General features: G+C 71.9%; 10 protein-coding genes. 5 read left to right on the top strand and 5 right to left on the bottom strand.

All coding sequences use genetic code 11. From position 1 onward, the window contains the following. Positions 1–91 precede the first annotated feature (91 nt). Together BJ981_RS18390 and BJ981_RS18385 are read left to right on the top strand one after the other, a co-directional pair. On the top strand, positions 92–1,000 hold the full coding sequence (locus tag BJ981_RS18390; RefSeq protein WP_184612549.1) for an ABC transporter ATP-binding protein: 909 nt from the start codon (positions 92–94) through the stop codon (positions 998–1,000). After that, positions 990–1,754, top strand: a complete 765-nt coding sequence (locus tag BJ981_RS18385; protein WP_184612548.1) for an ABC transporter permease — start codon at positions 990–992, stop codon at positions 1,752–1,754. Before BJ981_RS18390 ends, BJ981_RS18385 begins: the two co-directional genes overlap by 11 nt. Here BJ981_RS18385 and BJ981_RS18380 read toward each other — a convergent pair. The 4 genes from BJ981_RS18380 to BJ981_RS18365 all read right to left on the bottom strand — a co-directional run bounded on the left by BJ981_RS18380 (position 1,723) and on the right by BJ981_RS18365 (position 10,515). Then, a complete protein-coding gene (locus tag BJ981_RS18380) occupies positions 1,723–3,060 on the bottom strand; it encodes a TIGR02679 family protein (RefSeq protein ID WP_184612547.1) in 1,338 nt (445 codons plus the stop codon). The genes BJ981_RS18385 and BJ981_RS18380 overlap by 32 nt on opposite strands. An 89-nt stretch (positions 3,061–3,149) precedes the next feature. Further along, positions 3,150–7,631, bottom strand: coding sequence for an SbcC/MukB-like Walker B domain-containing protein (locus BJ981_RS18375; RefSeq protein ID WP_184612546.1), 4,482 nt, complete (start codon positions 7,629–7,631; stop codon positions 3,150–3,152). Continuing rightward, positions 7,628–9,028: a DUF2398 family protein gene (locus BJ981_RS18370; protein ID WP_184612545.1), complete on the bottom strand. Its 1,401-nt coding sequence runs from the start codon at positions 9,026–9,028 to the stop codon at positions 7,628–7,630. The genes BJ981_RS18375 and BJ981_RS18370 overlap by 4 nt, the downstream gene beginning before the upstream one ends. Beyond that, positions 9,025–10,515 (bottom strand): TIGR02677 family protein, encoded by a 1,491-nt coding sequence (locus tag BJ981_RS18365; protein ID WP_239139217.1) that lies wholly within the window; start codon positions 10,513–10,515, stop codon positions 9,025–9,027. The genes BJ981_RS18370 and BJ981_RS18365 overlap by 4 nt, the downstream gene beginning before the upstream one ends. Positions 10,516–10,786: 271 nt before the next feature. On the opposite strand from BJ981_RS18365, the gene BJ981_RS18360 reads away from it, so the two are divergent. From BJ981_RS18360 to BJ981_RS18350, 3 genes are all read left to right on the top strand, one after another. After that, the gene (locus BJ981_RS18360; RefSeq protein WP_443729002.1) at positions 10,787–11,701 is read left to right on the top strand and encodes a 1,4-dihydroxy-2-naphthoyl-CoA synthase; all 915 of its coding nucleotides are present in this window, start codon (positions 10,787–10,789) and stop codon (positions 11,699–11,701) included. Positions 11,702–11,973: 272 nt separating this feature from the next. Beyond that, positions 11,974–12,135 carry a hypothetical protein gene (locus BJ981_RS18355; RefSeq protein WP_184612542.1) on the top strand — a complete coding sequence of 54 codons (162 nt, stop codon included), beginning with the start codon at positions 11,974–11,976 and terminating at the stop codon, positions 12,133–12,135. Between the two features lie 199 nt (positions 12,136–12,334). Further along, the gene (locus tag BJ981_RS18350) at positions 12,335–12,682 is read left to right on the top strand and encodes a hypothetical protein (protein WP_184612541.1); all 348 of its coding nucleotides are present in this window, start codon (positions 12,335–12,337) and stop codon (positions 12,680–12,682) included. A gap of 34 nt (positions 12,683–12,716) precedes the next feature. On the opposite strand, the gene BJ981_RS18345 is transcribed toward BJ981_RS18350, so the two are convergent. After that, on the bottom strand, positions 12,717–13,229 hold the full coding sequence (locus BJ981_RS18345) for a hypothetical protein (protein WP_184612540.1): 513 nt from the start codon (positions 13,227–13,229) through the stop codon (positions 12,717–12,719). Between the last annotated feature and the right edge of the window lie 6 nt (positions 13,230–13,235).

The raw sequence follows: 13,235 nt of genomic DNA, 5'->3' as shown, positions 1-13,235 counted from the left end.
GCCCGGCGCCGCCTGTAGTGTTCGGTGGGCCAGATAACAACTCGGACACAAGCCGCGAACAACGGGCCGCGTACCACGACGAGAGGGGCCGATGGCCGGCATCGCCTACGAGGTGCGCGACCTGGTGAAGGTCTACCCGAAACAGCCCGCCCCCGCCGTCGACGGCGTCACCTTCCACATCGACGAGGGCGAGATATTCGGACTGCTCGGCGACAACGGCGCGGGAAAGACCACGCTGGTCCGCCAGATGGTGAACCTGCTGCGCCCGACCTCGGGCGGCATCACGCTCTTCGGCCGCGACATCCGCGAGGACCCGCGCCACGTGCCGGCCCTCGTCGGCTACATGCCGCAGAGCGGCGCCGCGCTCAACAGGCTCACCGTCGGCGAGGCCGTGTACTTCGCCGGCCACCTGCGCGGGCTCGCCAGGAAGGCGGCCGCGCGCGAGCGCGACCTGCTGCTGGAAGAGCTACGCATCGGCCCCATACGGGACAAGTCCAGCGCGCGGCTGTCCGGCGGCCAGCGGCGGCTGCTGCAACTCGGCGTCGCGATGGCCGGGCACCCGCCGGTGCTGATCCTGGACGAGCCCACCAACGACCTCGACCCGGTCAACAGGAAGTACGTCTGGGACGTGCTGCGGCGGTGGAACGCCGAGCACGGCACGACGATCGTGCTGATCACCCACGACGCCGTGGAGGCCGAGAAGGTCATCCAGCGGGTGGGCATCGTGCAGCGGGGCCGGTTCACCGCGCTCGGCACGCCGCGCGAGCTGAAGAAGACCATCGCGCTCCAGGTGCGCGTGGAGCTGGCGTTCGAGCCAGGGGACCCGCCCGGCCTGCCCGCCGGAATGGCGCCCTGGCGCGAGGGACCCGATTTCCTGTCCCTGATGGTGGACCACGCCGACACGCCGGAACTGCTGGCGAACCTCGACTTCTCCAAGGTCACCGACATCCGCCTGCACTCGGCCACCCTAGAGGACCTGTACCTGCACTATGCCTCCTGACCTCAGAAAGCCCCAGCCCCCGCACGTCCAGCTTCTCGACCTGCTGCTCGTCCAGCTCTCGAACTACCGGTGGTCGTGGCGGGGCATGATCGTGACCGGCGTCTTCGCGCCGATGATGAGCACCGTCGGCCTGGGCCTGCTCGCCCGGCAGGGCGCGCCGGAGAACCTGGCCTATGTGCTGACCGGCAGCATCGTGCTGTCCCTGATGTTCCAGAACCAGAACAACGTGGCCGGCAACTTCGCCTTCATGAAGGCCATGGGCACGCTGGACTTCTTCGCGACCCTCCCCCTGCGCCGCGCCCTCGTCGTCGTCGCGACCGTGCTGGCGTTCTTCCTCCTCTCCATCCCCTCGCTGCTCGTGACGGTGATCTTCGGCGCCCTGTTCCTCGGCGTGCCGCTGCACGTCAGCCCGCTGGCGCTCGTCGTCGTCCCGCTGTGCGTGATGCCGATGGCCGGCATCGGCGCGCTCATCGGCATCCTCGCCCGCACGCCCGAGGAGGCCGGCTCCGCCAGCCTGCTCGTGACGATCGTGCTCCTCTTCATGGGCCCCGTCATCCTGCCCCCCGCCACCCTCCCCGCCTGGCTCCTCACCCTCAGCCACGCCGGCCCCACCGGCTACGCCGCCTCGGCCATCCGCCAGGTCACCTTCGGCCCCGTATCCGGGCGGCTCCTGGTGGACGTCGCGGTACTCACCGCGCTCACCCTGCTCAGCCTGTGGCTGGTCACGCGCAGGGTGAGCTGGCAGGAAAGGTAGTGCCGGATTCGGGCGGAGATCGGCGCGGCTTCCGTCGGACAGTGGATGCGGCGCCCGGCGGTTTCCGCGCCAGATCGGCGATCAGATTCTCGGCCACCGATTCCTCGTAGACGGCGCGGCCATGGCGCTCCATCGCCTCGGCCAGCGCCGGATCCCATGGCGTGTCGTGGCGACGGCCGGTCAGCGGCACCTCGTCCCCCTCGTGCCGGAGACCGGCGAGAAAATCCGCCGCGGACATGCGCCAGGGGCGCGCCCCGTGGCGTTCCATCACGGACGCGGCGATGGCGACGCCGGGCCAGTCGAAATCGCCGTGATAACGCAGGACTCCTCCCCCGGCGACGACGGCCCTGGCGACGCGATGGAAGGCCGTCGAAGGACGACCCTCGGTGCAGATCAGCGCGGACGCGCCGTCGCCCAGCTCGGCGGCGGCGCGCCGCAGCACGGCAGGGTTCTCGCATACATGGACAACCGGTACGGACACCATGATCGGCAGGGTGGTGAGCTGGTGCAGGGTGACCTGGAACGGCGTACCGGACCGCGCCGCTCCGCTCAGCCACTCCCCGAGTCCCTCCCCCTGCGCGGGCAGGTTCAGCACCAGGACCCGGCTCGCGAGATCGTCGGGAACGACACCGGCGGCTTCCCACAGCTCACGCCGTTCCTCGGCGCTACCCGGTCTCGGGACGTCCTCACGGACGGCCAGCGCCCGCAGGACGAGCATCGACAACGTCTTGTCATGGTCGAGCGCCTTGGGGTTCCTGGTGATCTCGGCGGCCAGATCGGGCAGCATGACCGGCGTGTCCGCGCTCCGGCGTGCCTCGATGCGCTCCAGGACACGGATGGCCTGGGTGAGGACGGGTCCGGAATCCGCGAGCAGTCGGGTCAGCGTGCCGTCCCGGCCCATGGTCCGCGACCAGTCGCGGTACCACGCGCATGACTCGTGCAACGGGCTCGCCTCCACGGCGCGCAGCGCCCCTTCGCGGGCGTCCGCGCTCGCGGCCCGCTCGGCCGGACGATTTCGCAGCACGCCCCCGGTGTGTTCCAGGAACTCCACCAGCCCAAGGCCGATGGACGCCCGGACCTTGGCATCGAGGTGGCCGAGCGAGACGGTGATGCGCTGGACGCCCGGCCGGGAAGACGCACCACCGAGCAGACCATGAATTCTGTGCCGCTCCTCGTCGCTGGGCTCCTTCACGCTGATGCTCCTACCGAGGTCTCCGCCGTTTCGTTCGAGCGCCTTGCGCGCGTTGGCGAAGAGCCGCTTGTAGGCGTCCCCGGTCAAGCCCTCGATTCCGTACGTCGCGCTCATGCGGTGGCCTCCTGGTCCTTGGCCCGACACCTGAGAGATCACGCGATCGGCGCCCTCGTTCCACGCCTCCTGCGACTACCGGCGGAAGGTCATACGTCACCGCCGCGGACGTGGTCCTCATCGTCGGGAGAGTCAGGGACGCTCAATGACTCCAGCGCGGCCAGCAGAGGGTTGTCCGCGGAGGTGGGGGTGAGGCGGCTCGGGCGGATGCCGAGGAGCGTCGTGGCCAGGTCGTCGTTGCCGGAGAAGGCGGCGTCGGCGTCGATCGTGTGCGTGCCGTCCCAGACCATCAGCATGGCCGAGACCGTGTGGGCGCCCTTGTCGTGGTGCATGTCGTAGTGGGCGGCCATGGGCACGGTGTCGAAGTGCACCCACAGATCGTGGCCGGTCATGAAGAGATCGAGGTCGAACGTGACGGTCAGGCCGAGAAGCTCGGGCTTGTAGCGGTCGTCGATGCCGGCGAACGCCTCGTCCAGCGCGATCGTCCGCGGGCACGTCGGCTTGGCCGAGGAGTACAGGGCGTTCGCCGCCGCGAACAGCGGGAGGTGGATGGCCGCCGACTTCTCGCCGCCGGACATCTGCTCGTGCTTGGCCTTGGTCAGCCGCACCTCCTCCTCGCCGGGCACCACGAGCCGCAGCTCGAAGGTGTACCAGACGCGGTAGTCCAGGACCTCCGCGAGCGCCTGCCGGTAGGTGGCGCGGGGATGGGCGGCGCGGTAGTCGCGGATCATCTCGCGCAGCAGGGCGCGCAGCTCCGCCAGCCCCGCCGGGCCGAGCCCCTGCGCGTCGCGTTCGAGGAGCCGCGCCGCGGCGCGCTGCCGATCGGTGATCTTGTCCGAGCGGCTCCAGCGGATGCCGATGCCCGTCCCCGAGGACATCCGGCGGGACCGCAGGTCGTCGTTCATGCCGACGACGAGGTCCCTGGCGGCCAGGACGCGGTCGTGGATCTGCTGGGCGAGGCCGGCGAGCAGCTCGTTCTCCAGGACGGTTCGCTCGCGCTCCTCCAGCAGCACCCCCTGCTCCCCGACGCGGTCGGCGATGCGCCGGGCGAAGGCGGCGACCGGGTTGCGCCCGCCCTCGTCGTTGACGTACACCATGACGACACCGGCCGCGCCCGGGTCGTGGTCGAGCCGGTAGTCCTCACCGCACGAGTCCAGGGCCTCCTGGAACACCCGCAACGCGGCCGACATCCGGCTGGACGCCTGCTTCAGCGCGCTCTCGGAAACGGCCCGCCCTCCACCGAGCGCGCCCCGGAACTCGTCCAGCAACCCGGCCACCCCGCCCGGCAGCGCCGCCCACACCACCTCGTCCACCCGGCCCGCCCCGGCCTCGGGCGAATCGCCGGAGGGCGGCGGGGCCGCGGCGGGAGTGCGGGCGAGGGTGGTGACGACGGACTCGGCGGCGCTGATCGGGTCGAAGCGGTCGGCGTCGGCGGGCCAGGGGGTGGTCGCGGAGACGCCCAGCATCGGGCGCAGGTCGCCATGGGCGTACGGGGCGAACGACGTCGTGTGCTCGAACAGGTGGGCGAAGGACTCGGCGAGGGACGTGCTCCCGTGCTTGAGGTCGTTCTCGGCCCTGATCACCGCGTCGTGCTCGCGGGACACCTCCACCACGGCCTCGGACTCCCGCGCCCTGACCTCCTTCAGCAGCCGCTCCACCTCGTCGAGCTGGGCGATCACCTCTTTGAGCGGGGCGTCGAGCGCCTCCTCGTACGCGGCGAGCTCCGCCACGGCCGCGTTGTGCTCGTTCTCCTTGGCCTGAAGCGCCGTGGTCTCGGTGGCATGCCGTTCCCGCTGCCGCGCGACCGACGCCTGGCGCGCGGCGAGGTCCCGCTCGATGGTCACCGCCTGCCCGCGTTCGGCGTGCAGGGCGTTCGCGACGCGCTCGAAGTCGTCCACCGCCCGCGCGACCGCGTCGATGGCGTCCGCCTCGGTCGGGGTGCCACGCTCGGCGGCCACCTGGCGCAGGCGGCGGCGCTGGGCGTCCACCTCGGCGACCGCCGAGTCCAGAGCCTTACGGCGCCGCTCCCACGTCGTGCGCGCGGCGGCCAGCAAGGTGGACTGGTGCGCGAGACTGCGCACGGCCCCGCTGATCGGCTCGATGGCGGGCAGCGTGTCCCGGGCGCGGCGGAAGTCCTCCAGCGCCGCGCCCGCCCGCGCCAGCTCGCCCGCCGTGACCTCGCGCTCCTTCCTGTGACCGGCGATGAGCGCGTCGTACTCGGCGAGGCGTTCACGCCTCCGGTTGGCCCGATTGGTCGCGCCGATGTACTCGGGGGCCCTCTTGGGCCGTGCCCCGACGAGCACGCCGTGGCCGAACTGCGCCCCCGCCGTGACCACAGGCGCGACGCCCGCGGGAAGCCCGGTCAGTTCGTCGGTCAGGGCGACAGAACGCAGCACTGCCGTGATCACCTCGGCGGGTACCAGGTCCTGGTCGTCCGGCACGAGGACGTCGGCGAGGGTGGGACCGTCCGGGCGGTGCTCCGGTGGTAGTGGCACGAGGTAGCCGTCGGACTCCGCGGCCAGTACCGCGGCGGCGGTGAGATCGGGATCGGGGTGCACCCAGGCCGTCAGCATGCCGGCGCCGTACAAAGCGCCCTCGACGCCCGCCGCCCGGCGGGCCTCGACCGGCTCCGCGAACCTCGCCAGCCGCCACAAGGGCGCACCGGGCCGGCCCTCGCGCTCCGCGGTGCGCAGGTCGCCGGAGGGCGGAGCGTCGTCGCGCTCGGCCTCGATCTCGGCGCGCTCCCCGCTCAGACGCTCCAGCTCGGCGTCCAGGCCGACGATCTGAGCCCGGAGCCGTTCGACGTGACCGGCGCACTCCAACCGCCGCCCATCCGTCCGCGCCGCGAAGATCTCCAGCAACGTGGGCGCGCCCGGCTCGCCGAGCCGCTCGACGGCCTCGCTCAACGCCTCCACATCCCCGGGACCGGCCACCGTCCAGATCGCGACACCGTCCCGCACCACGGCGGTACCGGAGCCGTCCTCCAGCGGCGCCGCGATGGTCCCGGCGTCATCGGCCGCCGTCGCCGCCGAAGGTCCGGCCGTCCGGCCGTCGGGCCACTGGTCGGCCCAGCGCCGTAGCGCCTCGCGAGTGGCGGCGCGGGCCTCGCCCAGGCGGGTCTCGGCCTCCGCGCACTGGACCTCGCCGTCCGTGACCGCCGTCGCGGCGTCGGCCAGTTCCTCGTCGGCGCGGCGGCGCCGCAGGTCGGCGTCCGCGGCGAGGCGGAGCCGGTGGCGCGCCTCCGCGACGTCGTCGCGGCGGGCCGCGGCGCGCGCCTTGGCCGTGATCGGGAGATCGTCGCCGGTGTCCGCGGCGCCGTCACCGTCGAAGGCGATGCCCGCGCGTTCGGCCACCTCGGTCAGCTCGGTGGACAGGCGGGCCGTGGTGACGGTGGCGCGTTCGAGCCGGTCGGCGATCTCGCCGGCCTCGCGCGCCAGCTCCTCCAGGTCGTCGGCGACTCCGGAGAGGCGGCGGCGTTCGGCGGCGATCTCGTCGCGGCCTCTGGCGATCTGCCGGCGCTGGAGTTCCAGCCGGCTCTGCGCACGGTAGGCGTCGTGCGCGCGCAGCGCGGCCTCCCGGGCCTCCAGCCCCTGCCGTTCGGTCTCGGCCAGCTCGCGGGCGCGGGCGGCCCGTTCGTGGGCGCCGCCCGCGCGGCGCAGCTCGGCGGCGGCCAGGGCCACGGCGCGGGCGTGCTCGACGGCGACGCCGCTCGCCGCGGTGATGCGCCCGAGCCGGTAGGTGGCGTGGGTACGCAGGTATTCGGTGTAGTCGGCGAGGAAGGCGCGCACGGCCGTGTCGGCGATGGTGAAGTCGTCGAACTGCCGCTGCACGGCGGCGAGGTTCTCGAAGTCGCGGGCCGCCTGGTCGACGAGGACGTCGTCGACGGGGCTCAGCCCGGAGGTGAGCGTGTCGGAGACCTTGCCGGGGTCGAGGTCCTTGGCCAGCAGCGGGCGGCGCAGGGCCAGCAGCAGGTCCAGGAGCTGGCCGTAGCGCTCGCGGCCGAGCCCGAACAGCCGCGCGTCCACGGCTGCGCGGTATTCGGTGGCGGTGGCGGAGAACGCGCCCGGTTCGAGGATCGCCTTGAGCTGGTTCTCGGTGAGCGGCCGGCCGTCCGGCGCCAGCAGGCCGAAGTCGACGCCGAGCCGGCGGCCGGTGACGAAGAACGAGCTGCGCACGCCGTCGCGGTTGCGGTGCGCGCGCAGGCCGATGATCAGCGTGACGGTTTCCGCGGTGCCGGAGGACCCGGCGTTCCCCCCGGTGCTCTCGGCGGGCTCGCGAGTCCCGCCCGGGACGCGGGCGAACTCCATCCAGACGTAGCCGTACTCGGCTTCCTGGCCGCGGTACAGCAGGTTGGACTTCATCGTGCGGTTCTCGCCGCTGAACGGGTCGAGCCGCCGGGCGTCGGCGACGCCGTCCAGGATGAAGGGGAACAGCACCTCCAGCGCCTTGGTCTTGCCGGAGCCGTTGTGCCCGCGCAGCACGAGGCGGCCGTCGGCGAAGACGAACTCCTCGTCCACGTAGTCCCAGACGTTGATCACGCCGGCGCGGGCGGGCTTGAACCGGTCGGTCATGGCCGGGGCTCCTCGTCGCTCACGGATGTGTCGGTCATGCCGGGCAGTTCCAGCGGAAGCCGGTCGTCCTGCGGCCGCTCCGGCAGGGCCGCCCTGATGTTGCGGTACCGGTACGCGGCCGGCAGCACCAGGACGCCGCCGGGGACCGGGCGGACCAGCGACAGGTCGGCGAGGAAGGCCAGGGCGGCCGACAGCAGGCCGTGGGGGTCGTGCTGCCAGACGCCGCTGAAGGAGGCGGCCCCGAACTCGTCGAACAGCTCGTCCATCATCACGTCGAGCACGCTGAGCTCCACCAGCGGCGCCTCGGCGGCCGGGCCCTCGTCACGTGCGGGGCCGGGGTCGGGGGCCCAGGCCAGCTCGGCGACGACGCCGTGCCGGGGCAGCCCGGCGTCCACCCGCTCCAGGAGCGCGGCGTGGTCGCCGGCGAGCGACGGGACCGGGAGGAGCACCGGGGTGTGCGCGGGGTCTTCGAGCAGGTCGGCGATCTTCGCGAGCAACAGTCCCGCGGTGCGGTTCACGGCGCCGCCCCGTCCGGGGAACGGGCGGTCGGTGAAGACCCCGGCGGTGTCCGCCAGCATGACGCCCTCCGCGCGCCGCTCGACGACCAGCCCGGTGAAGCGCGCGACGTCCTCGGCGAGGCCCGGCTCGCGCAGCGCGGCGGCGATCTCGGGGGTGAGGTCGGCGTAGTAGACGACGGGGTGTTCCAGCAGCAGTCGCCGGGCGCGGCGCGCGGCCGCCGTACGGGACATGTCCGGCGTGGGCGGCTCGGTGAGCAGACCGGCCACGCTGGTGAGGTGTTGCGGCGGCCGCGCCGGACGGAACAGCACCCCGCACACCTCGTGGTCGATGTCGTAGAGCGCGTCGCCGTTCTCGGTGTCGCGCACCCAGGACTCCAGGGAGCCGTCGGACAGACGAAGCGCGCCGCGGTCGACCAGCCAGTCCAGGACGTCCACGACGGCGGCTTTGTGCGCGCCGACCGTGGGGTCGAACCCGAGGCCGTCGATGGCGTTGGCGGAGGGCGTGAAGGCCCGGACGAGATCGGCCAGGCTGATCTCGATGCGGGAGCGCTGGAAGGAGGCGAGCACCAGGCACAGGTAGGCCAGCCTGCGGCGGTCGAACGGCTTGCCCTTCCTGGCGAAGACGGACCGCTGGGTGGGGTCGAGCGTGTCCAGCCTGCGCACGAGCCGCACCTGGTGGGTCGTGGCGATCAGCGTGTAGCCGAACAGCTCGCGGAAGTCGCGGGCCATCTCGTCGGCCCAGCGCAGCACGTTGTCGAGCACGCCGGCGCGGGGGCGGCCGGCGGTTATCAGGTCACAGGTCATGACCCGCCGCACCGCCTGCTGGTAGGACCCGAGGTCGGCGGGCTGGACGTCCCGTGCCGCCCGCGGCGGCGTCATCGCCCGCCTCCTCGGAGGCGGCCCGTGAGTTCGACGCGGAAGCCGGGGAGGTGCAGCAGACCTTGGGAGGTGGCGATCGTGCTCCCGGTGTCGGAGGGGACCAGGCGGATCGCCATGGCGTCGCCCGAGCCCGAGGCGCCCCGCACCAGCCCTTTCACGACGGTCCTGCTTTCGAGCGCGCGGGTGAGCAGCTTGAGCAGGACGCGGGTCTCGGTCTCGTCCAGGACGCGCCCGTAGGCGCCGAGGTCCGCCAGACCGGCCGCGGCCTCGCGCTCGGCGGCGCGCGCGGCGGCCTGGCCGCGGCGCAGGGCGGCGCGCGCTCCCCTGTTGGCGCGGACCGGCTGCGGCACGCCCGGAGTGGGCGCCCTGCCGGTGCGGAACAACGTCACCGAGATCTCGACGCCTGGCGCGTCCCACCACGTGGCGCGGGGCGAGATCTGCTCGTCGTCGTCATGTGCCCCTCCGGCGTGCCGCGCCGATCGCGTGTTGAACGCGGCGCCCATCAGCGCGTGCGCGGCGCCCTCGTCGGGAACGTTGTGCACCCATTCGGCCAGATGCCGGAGCTGGGTGGCCCGGTTGACACCGCCACGCTGCGCCTCGGTGATCTGCCGCAGCAGCGCGATCACCCCGGAGACGGCCGTGCGCGTGGCGTGCCGCAGCTCGCCCGCGCGCGAGGTCTCGCCGCCGTCCGCGGTGAACCACGCCCGCAGCGCCGTCCAGCGCCGCCGCCAGTCCTCCAGACGATCGGGGAAGGTCATGAACGGGCGCTCGTCGGCGTCGGCGGCGCGGGACAGCAGCGTGATGAGCCCGGTGGCCTCGACCTCGCGCACGGCGCGGTCCAGGCGCGGCAGGTAGCGGTCCAGCTCGGACATGAAGTCGGACATGTGCGCGAGCAGCGCGTTCTTGTGCCGCAGGAAGGTGTCCGGCGAGGTGTCGGTGGACCGCATGATCTCGCCCAGCGTGACGTGGAAGTGCGCGGAGCGGCGCCCCATGTCCTCCATGACCGAGTCCAGGCGGGACAGCCTGCGGTAGACCTGCTCGGCCTCCCCCGACCGGTTGGCGACCGCCAGCTCCCGCAGGTCTTCGAGGATGTCGGAGAACACCAGGCGGGACAGGTTGGCGTCCTGGATGCGCGTGGCCAGCAGGCCCTCGACCGCGGTGTACGCCCAGTAGCCGAGCTCGCTGAACTGGTACACCGACTGGCGGTTGCGGTAGCGCACCAGGGTGCCGGCCCGGGAGGCGTCGTCGAAGCGGTGCACCACGCCGTCGTCGTGGAGGGCGTCGAGCCGGTCGCGCAGGCGGACGTCGGCCGGGAACGGAAGCTCGTCGTGCAGCCTGGCCAGCTCGGCCAGCGCCGCCCCGACCTGCTCACCGTCGACCTGCACCTGATGCACCTCGCGCAGCCGGTCCATGGCCCGCAGCACCCACAGGTACGCGACATGGTCGTCGCGGCGGGTGAAGTTGAAGAGCTTCAACCTGTCGCTCACCGCGAGCGAATCGAGGCTGAACGCCCGATACCCGGCCACCCGGCTCCCCCCGCCGATCCTCGAACCCGAAGGCGACCGGACCACGTCCGGCCACCGCCCAAGACGGTATTCGACGGCACCGACAGTCGCACACGCCCCACCGATTCTCCCTGGTGGCCGAGGCGACCGAGGACGTACGACCGCGAGGGGAACGGGCGCGGCCTGGGGAGGAGCGGATGGCCGGGCTCGGGTGGAGGCGCGGGGGACCCGCTACCCTGCGGACGTGGCTGACATCAACGTGTCCGAGCTGTTCGACCCGTCCGCGTGGCGTGAGGTCGAGGGGTTCGGCTTCACCGACATCACCTACCACCGGTCGGCGGAGGCGCGCTCCGGCAAGCGGGTCGTGCGCGTCGCGTTCGACCGGCCGGAGGTGCGTAACGCCTTCCGGCCGCACACGGTGGACGAGTTGTACCGGGCGCTGGACCACGCGCGCATGAGCTCCGATGTCGGGTGCGTGCTGCTCACCGGGAACGGGCCCTCGCCCAAGGACGGCGGCTGGGCGTTCTGCTCCGGCGGCGACCAGCGGATCCGCGGGCGGTCGGGGTACCAGTACGCGAGCGGGGAGACCTCCGACACGATCGACCCGGCACGGGCGGGGCGCCTGCACATCCTGGAGGTGCAGCGGCTGATCCGCATGATGCCGAAGGTCGTCATCGCGGTCGTGCCCGGGTGGGCTGCGGGCGGCGGGCACTCGCTGCACGTGGTGTGCGATCTGACGCTGGCCTCGGCGGAGCACGCCCGGTTCAAGCAGACCGACGCCGACGTGGGCTCCTTCGACGCCGGGTACGGCTCGGCGTACCTGGCCCGCATGACCGGCCAGAAGTTCGCCCGCGAGATCTTCTTCCTCGGCGAGGACTACACGGCCGCCGAGATGCACGCCATGGGCGCGGTCAACCGCGTCGTCCCGCACGCCGACCTGGAGGCCACCGCCCTGGAGTGGGGCTGGAAGGTCATCGGCAAGTCCCCCCAGGCCCAGCGCATGCTGAAGTTCGCCTTCAACCTGATCGACGACGGCCTGGTCGGCCAACAGGTCTTCGCCGGCGAGGCCACCCGCCTGGCCTACATGACCGACGAGGCCGTAGAGGGCCGCGACGCCTTCCTCGAGAAGCGCCCCCCTGACTGGGAACGCTTCCCGTACTACTACTAAGCCGGGGAAAGCACAGGACGGTGGCGCCCGCGCGTGGACGCGGCGGACACCGTCGACGAGCTCTGAAAGCGCGCTGCGTGCGCAGAGCGCTCAACGACACGGACAACAGGGAGTCCGGATCGCCGAGTTTCGTACGCGCGACCTCAACGGCATTCTTCAACTCTTCGTTGAAGATGGCGGCCTGCCCCAAAGGCTCCAGAAGAAACGATGCCTTCTGCTGATCGGAGACCGATAGTAGCTCCATTGCTACAAGAAGTGGTGCCGCGCTGGTGGTGGAGAGCACCAGGGCGTGGCAGCCGATCAAGGTGAATACCAGGGGCGAGCGCGTCGACCAGCTCGACCAGGAGCCCCTGGGGGACGAGCCGGGCGTACGCGACGCCTGGCTGATCAACGCCCGCGTTCAGTACGACAGTCAGACTGGCTCACCCCGCTGACCCTGTACGCCGATGAAAGCGCCGCCCGCGAGCGACTTCCCGATGTGCCGGTGCCGGTCCCTCAAGGCGGTCGGCTGGCCCAGCGTCGTTCCGGCGGCGCCGCCGACCAACACCTTGTCCACGGTGCCGCCGGTCCCGTCCTGGCGGGGTGCGGTCGGCATTGGCGGCCCAGGCCTCCGCCGGCAGGCTCCTGAGCGACGTGACGAAGTTCTGGGTGACGCTGTCGCGCGAGGTGACGCCGTACAACACCGTCGATACCGAGCGCGCCCAGCGCCGCGCCTTGGAGGACACCGTGGCGCGCGAGCGGCGTGAACGCCGATCGCTGATCGACGACCTCCGCTGCCTGACTCGGGCCACCCATGCGGCCAGACGGACAGGACGGAAGACGACCCCGGAGCATGAGCGCCCCTGGGGTCGTCCCGTTCAGAACGTTCTGCCCAGACTGCCGAGCCTGTGGGCCGGGCTTGGCAGGGGTCTGTACATCCGTGCTGGTCACGGGCCATCCTGCGTGGGTCACGCCCTGCCGGCTCGCGCTGCAGCACAGTGACGCGTTCTTCCAGGTTTTCCTCACCGGCGCTGAGTCAGCAGTAGTCGGCGTCGGCCTGCCGTAGGAATTCCTTCTCCGGTTCAGCAGTCCCCTTTCCGATCATGTTCACCACCTGGGCAGTGCCCGCGAGGTCCTCTGGTATCTGATCCAGCGTGAACGCGGATTCGACCACGAGATCGCTCGTCAGCGTCGCGCTGACGTTGAGGTTGGACGGCAACGGCGAGGCGAGAGGGGTTTCCTGTTCCGCGAATTCTTGAGCGTTTCCGAGAACGATCGTGTTCATGTTCGGTCGAGTCGGCCGTGAAACCTTCCATACAGGCTGTTCGGTCCGGTGGTCCGCCGCCGCGAACGAGGAGATGGCCTCACCCGCGCAGAGCGGAATCACGAATCTGAGCTGCCCGTCGTCCGAGCGTCCTACGCCGACCGGGCGCGGAAACCGATCCCCGAGCGGTGGCATGCACGCAGTGAGCAGCAGCGCGCACGCCAAGAGGAAGAAAAGCCCGCTTGATGACCGCCGACGCCATCGGAAGTCCTTGTTTCCAGTCATGAGAAC

This window comes from Sphaerisporangium krabiense (genome assembly GCF_014200435.1).
Lineage (GTDB): Bacteria > Actinomycetota > Actinomycetes > Streptosporangiales > Streptosporangiaceae > Sphaerisporangium > Sphaerisporangium krabiense.
Note: the sequence above shows the minus strand (reverse complement) of the source record. Positions and strands in the feature narration are given on the sequence as shown.